The following is a 5,191-nucleotide window of genomic DNA, read 5'->3' as shown; positions in this document are numbered from 1 at the left end:
CTCAACCCCGAAGCGCGGATAATCACGCGCCAGCTCAGCGAAGACAGCAGCAAAAAACTGCTGCGCAGCGGCGCCAGCTCGGTTATCCGGCAGGACCGGATAGGCGCGCTGCGCATGGTGTCGGAAATGCTGCGGCCTACCGCCGTAGGGTTTCTTGACTGGATGATCAAGGACAAGAACAGCAGTTACCGCTTCGGCGATATCAACATCCCGGCTTCCGCCGGCGTTACGGTCGGCCAGCTGGAGGGCGACGGCAAGCTCCCGGCACTGATAGTGGCGCTGTGCAGAGCTGGCGGCGAAACGTACGAAATCAATCCGTCCGCCGAAACAGAGCTGGCGGAGGGCGACACGCTTGTCGCCCTTGGCACCAGCCCGGAAACCGCAGCTCTGCAAAACCGCGTTGACCGGCTGTGTTTCCCTGACGCAGAATCCGAACCCGACCAGCCTCAGCAACAGGCTGCCCAACCCGATGAAGAACTTTTTTAACCGGTTTTGCGCCGGTGCGGCCTTGCTTGCCGCGCTGCCGCTGTTTACGACAACCCGCTCATTCTGCGCCGAGCAGGATGCGGCCTGCTTAACTTTTGAGGAATACCGGAAACAGCTTGCGCAAACCGATCCGGTCATTGAACCGCAAAAACCCGAACAACCCGCACCAAAAACCGAATTCAAAGTGCGCCTGGCCGGGCCGGCAAACGTGGTATTGAAAAAACTGGGGCTGGATCCCGCCCACCCCGAAAAACAGCGGAAAATTTATTTTTTCGACACGCCTGACCGCGCCTGCCTCGGACAGGGAGTGGTGCTGCGCCTGAGCCTGAGCCGCAACCGCGCCGAAACAACCGTAAAGTTTTCCCCGGCGCCGGCAGCGATGCCTGTCGAACTGCTGGAAGCAAAAGATTTTAAAGTGGAATTTGACAGTGCGCCCGGCATGAAAAAACTCACCACTTCGCTCGGCCTGAAAATAACGGAACAGTCGGCGGCGAAGGCGTTATCAGGCGACCCGGCGCAAGCGTTCAGCCCGCTCCAGCGCAAGATGCCGGCCATGCTGGGCAGGAAAAAAATCCCCTGGAACAAACTGGAACCCGTCGGCCCGGCTTATTCTTCGACCTGGAAAACCGGCTGCGCCACGTTGCCCGAAACAACCATTGAAATGTGGCTTTACAACGAGGCGCAGTATTTTGAAATATCGGTGCGAACCGGCCCTGACCCTGAAACAGTGAAACGCGATACGGCCGCTTTGCTCCAATGCCTAAAAGCGCGTGATATACGTTCAGCCCCGGATCAGACCGGTAAAACCAGTTTTGTTTTACACGCGCGGCGATAGTTCAATCCGCATACTATACGAAGCAAAAAACCGAAAAAACCGCCTTCACTATCCGGCGTTGACTGGCGCGGCGGCTCTGCTCAACGCATGGCAGGCCGGTAGTTGCCATAAACCCTTCAAAAAGAAAGCCCCCGCGGCACGGGGGCTTCTTTCCTATTAAAACACCTGCGGGTCAGGCGGTAATGCCGTCCGGCAGATTGACCGCCGCCTTTAACAGCCACGGTTTCTTTTTCAACTGGCGTTTAAACTCCTCGTCGCGCAGTGAATTGCGGTAATCAGGCCGCTGGAACGTGTACTCGAAACGGGTATGCTCGTCGTACCGGTTTTCCAGCAGTCCGACCACATCCTCAACGAACACAATCTCCTCGTCGGTGGGAATGACGAACGCCTGCACGGCGGAACCGTCCGCCGAAATGCGCGATTCGCAATTGCGCGTCATGGCGGCGTTATTGCGCCCGGCGTCGAACTTAAGACCCATGAATTCAAGCCCCTTAAGCGCTTCTTCTCGGATCGGCGCGCCCATCTCGCCCACTCCGGCAGTGAACACCACGGCGTCCACCCGCCCCAAAGCGGCGGCATAAGCCCCGATATATTTTTTCATCCGGTAACCTTCCATCTCGATAGCCAGTTTGCAGCGCACGTCGCCCTTTTCGGCTTTATCCTCTATATCGCGCCGGTCCACATACTTTTCAGTGATGCCCAGCACTCCGCATTTTTTATTCAGGATATTAAGCATTTCCGCGCCGGAGCAGCCTTCCTTGTCCATGATGTAATAGCCGATCGCGGGATCCATATCGCCGCTGCGGGTGCCCATGATCAGCCCTTCAAGCGGAGTAAGCCCCATGCTGGTATCAACGGAAACCCCGTTTTTTACCGCGTTGATGGAAGCGCCGTTGCCTATATGGCAGATGATCAGATTGCATTCGAACGGATTTTTGCCCAGCAGCACCGCCGCGCGTTTGGCGGTATACAGAAAAGAAGTACCGTGGAACCCGTACCGCCGGATCCCGTATTTTTCATACCACTTGTAAGGCACGGCGTAAAGGTAGGAGTGCTGAGGCATGGTCTGGTGCCAGGCGGTGTCCATAATGGCCATGTGCGGCGCGTCAGGCATAACTTTCCGGGCGGATTCGATGCCCATGATGTTGGGCGGGTTATGCAGGGGCGCCAGATCGGAGGTTTCGCAGATCCTGGCAAACACTTCGTCGGTGATAATGACGGATTTGGTGAATTTCTCGCCGCCATGCACCACGCGGTGGCCGACCGCGCTCACTTCTTCGGGCGATTTTATGACGCCGTGCTGCGGATGGATCAGCGTGTCCATCACAAGCTGAATGGCGGTTTGATGGGTGGGGCAGTCCTTGTTAATAATGACCTCTTCCCGGCCAGGCATGCTGTGTTTGATGAAAGAGCCTGTGCCTGTGACGCGCTCGACCAGCCCGCTGGCGAGCGTGGTTTTCTTTTGCCAGTCATAAAGAAGGTATTTAAGCGATGAACTGCCGCAGTTAAGACAAAGTATTCTCATTGGAGTGATTCCTCTTTTGTAGACGCATTATGGTGGTAGCAAACCTCGACAACTGATTCCATTTTACAATATTGCGCAAAAAAACAAACAGGGCACAGGCCTGGTTTGGCGAATTGTTATAATAAATCTGTGCAAAGCCTGCAAAAACTTAAAACCATTATCGCGCTGACTCTGGCCGGCATGGCCCTGGCGGCCGGTTACCACGCCTTTATCGGAGCGGGCGAACCCGCCGGTTACCAGTACGGCACTTTCCTGTTTTCGCCGCACGACCGCTATAACGATTTCATCAACGAACACAAATACAGCAAAGACCCCTACGGAAAGATTAAATTTACCAACGCGCATTTCCCGTTTTTGAAACAGGCGGTACGGCTGCTGGCCCGGGCCGACGCGGAAACCGGCCTGTTTGTCCTGCTCATGCTGTTCGCCGCCGCCATGCTGGGCTATGCGGCGTTCAGCCTCAAGCGGTTCCCACTGCCGTGGCGGATTGCCGGAATCATCACGCTTGGCATTTTGAACTACCCGGTTCTGTTCGCGTTCGACAGGGCGCATCTGGAAATAATCGTTTTTTCAGCGCTCGTCCTGTCCGTCGGCCTGCTGAACGCCCGCCGTTACGCCGCCAGCGCCGCTGCGCTGGCGATAGCCATGGCGCTGAACCCTTTGCCCGCCATATTCCTGCTCCTGTTCGTGAAACGCAGGCAGTACCGCTGCGCCCTGCTCGCGCTTGCGCTGGCCGCGGCGTTAACGGCTGGCAGCTATGCCCTGCTGCCCGGCGGGTTCGCGCGGAACTGGCACAACCACAGGCTCTGCCTCGACGCATACTGTCAGCAATATGTGACCGGCCCGATCGGACTGCTCTGCCGGCACAGCCTGTTCGGCGCGGTAAGAACCGTGCTGCGCGCTTTCAGCCCGGATTTTCTGCGCAATCATACGGCACTTGTGCTCAATTCATATCTGCTGGCGGTTATGGCGATATTCGGCGCGGCCATGCTCGGGTTTTTCAAATACGCCCGGCAAGTGTGGATGGAACTGGCGATACTCGTCTGCTGCATGACACTGCTGCCCTATCTGTCGGCCGATTACAGGCTGCTGTATTTTTTCATCCCGCTGTTTTATTACATCAACACCGATCCGCCGGACCCGCTCGACGACGTATTCTGCATGCTGTTCGCGCTGATTCTGGTGCCGAAAGCCTATATCAACCAGTTCACCAGCGTGATGCTGTCGCCGCTGATAATCGGGCTGCTGCTGGTGTTCGTGCTGCAAGCCGCCCGGCAACAGGCGCTGCACAACGCGAATTAACATGAATCAGCGGGCGGGGGGAGGAACGGGAAGACCCTCTTTCTTTAATACCGGCAGCAGTCTGATCATCTGCTCGCGCGAATTCTTCACATAACCCGCGTCTTTCGAAGTAAGATAAAGATCCTGATAAATCGCGTAGGCGCGCGAATAGCGTTTGATGCGCTTGTTCAGAAACGCGGCCAGCTGTTTTACCATGGAGGGACAGTCGGGATCGTTCACCGCTCCGTCAAGCAGATCCGCCGCCTGCTGCGGATTCCGGGCCTTTGAAAACCCGATCGCCGCGATGCAGGCGTTATAACCCGTATCCAGCGGCATATACCGGCGCGCGAAAAACAAAAGCCGCAAAGCCTCGTCCGGCCGGTCGAGATTGAACGCCAGCGAACAGGACGCGTACAGCGCGGCGAATTTATTGTACGGATCCAGAAAAAGCACCCGCCGGGCCCGATCGTACAGCTGCGGGTAACTGCCCTTGTCATAAAGCGAAACCTGCCGCTCCGCCAGCCCGTACATGGCATACTCGGCCATCTCGCCGCTTACGCCCTCTTTCGTGCCGTAGTACTGCATGAGCCTGATGAAGCTTATATCCGAACCCAGCCGGCGCAGCCCGAACGACACGAACCCGAGGGTTTCCATCGCCGCGTCCGGCGCGGCCGTGATTTCGTTTACGGGAGGATAATGCCTTCTGAATCCGGCCGCATGCTGCTGCGCGGCTAAAAACAGCACGGACAGGGCGGCCAGCGCACAATAAAAAACCCTGTCTGCCCGCGCCGCCTGCATCAAAACTCCTTCCTGCGAAACAGCGCCCAGGCGAACGCCAGGCAGACCAGGGAATAAAACCCCGCGTAACCCGCCAGCACATGCCAGCCCGGAAACGGCGCCGCGGTATCGTTTACGGCGAAAATCGTCATGTTCGGCACGATATACAAAAACGGTTTTAAAACCATGCCCGTCAGCCCGCCCAGCTTCCGGGCCAGAAAATCAACTTCCGGCAGGAAGTGCCCCAGCGTCCAGAAAACAACCGCGATCACCACCGACGACAGGAG

The 5,191-nt window shown here is 57.1% G+C and carries 6 protein-coding genes; 3 read left to right on the top strand and 3 right to left on the bottom strand.

What is annotated here, in order from left to right; all coding sequences use genetic code 11:
* Window positions 1-486 (top strand): TrkA C-terminal domain-containing protein (locus PHW69_09765; protein MDD4005468.1); only part of this gene is annotated, 486 nt, incomplete at its 5' end.
* On the top strand, window positions 470-1,321 hold the full coding sequence (locus PHW69_09760) for a hypothetical protein (protein MDD4005467.1): 852 nt from the start codon (window positions 470-472) through the stop codon (window positions 1,319-1,321). The genes PHW69_09765 and PHW69_09760, both read left to right, overlap by 17 nt.
* A gap of 172 nt (window positions 1,322-1,493) precedes the next feature.
* Here the strand turns inward: PHW69_09760 and PHW69_09755 are convergent, their stop codons facing one another.
* A complete protein-coding gene (locus tag PHW69_09755; GenBank protein ID MDD4005466.1) occupies window positions 1,494-2,846 on the bottom strand; it encodes an acetate kinase in 1,353 nt (450 codons plus the stop codon).
* A gap of 129 nt (window positions 2,847-2,975) precedes the next feature.
* Between PHW69_09755 and PHW69_09750 the strand changes: the two genes are divergently transcribed.
* Window positions 2,976-4,148 (top strand): glycosyltransferase 87 family protein, encoded by a 1,173-nt coding sequence (locus tag PHW69_09750; GenBank protein MDD4005465.1) that lies wholly within the window; start codon window positions 2,976-2,978, stop codon window positions 4,146-4,148.
* Window positions 4,149-4,154: 6 nt separating this feature from the next.
* Here the strand turns inward: PHW69_09750 and PHW69_09745 are convergent, their stop codons facing one another.
* Entirely contained in the window at window positions 4,155-4,925 is a 771-nt protein-coding gene (locus tag PHW69_09745) for a hypothetical protein (GenBank protein ID MDD4005464.1), read from the bottom strand.
* On the bottom strand, window positions 4,925-5,191 hold a 267-nt coding region (locus tag PHW69_09740), incomplete at its 5' end, for a hypothetical protein (GenBank protein ID MDD4005463.1). The genes PHW69_09740 and PHW69_09745, both read right to left, overlap by 1 nt.

Source organism: Elusimicrobiaceae bacterium, assembly GCA_028700325.1.
Lineage (GTDB): Bacteria > Elusimicrobiota > Elusimicrobia > Elusimicrobiales > Elusimicrobiaceae > JAQVSV01.
This window is presented reverse-complemented; position numbering and strand designations above follow the sequence as displayed.

Excerpts from the sequence above, each read along its gene's own strand:
- PHW69_09745 (MDD4005464.1), bottom strand. The coding sequence starts at position 4,925 with ATGCAGGCGGCGCGGGCAGACAGGGTTTTTTATTGTGCGCTGGCCGCC.
- PHW69_09755 (MDD4005466.1), bottom strand. The coding sequence starts at position 2,846 with ATGAGAATACTTTGTCTTAACTGCGGCAGTTCATCGCTTAAATACCTT.
- PHW69_09760 (MDD4005467.1), top strand. The coding sequence starts at position 470 with ATGAAGAACTTTTTTAACCGGTTTTGCGCCGGTGCGGCCTTGCTTGCC.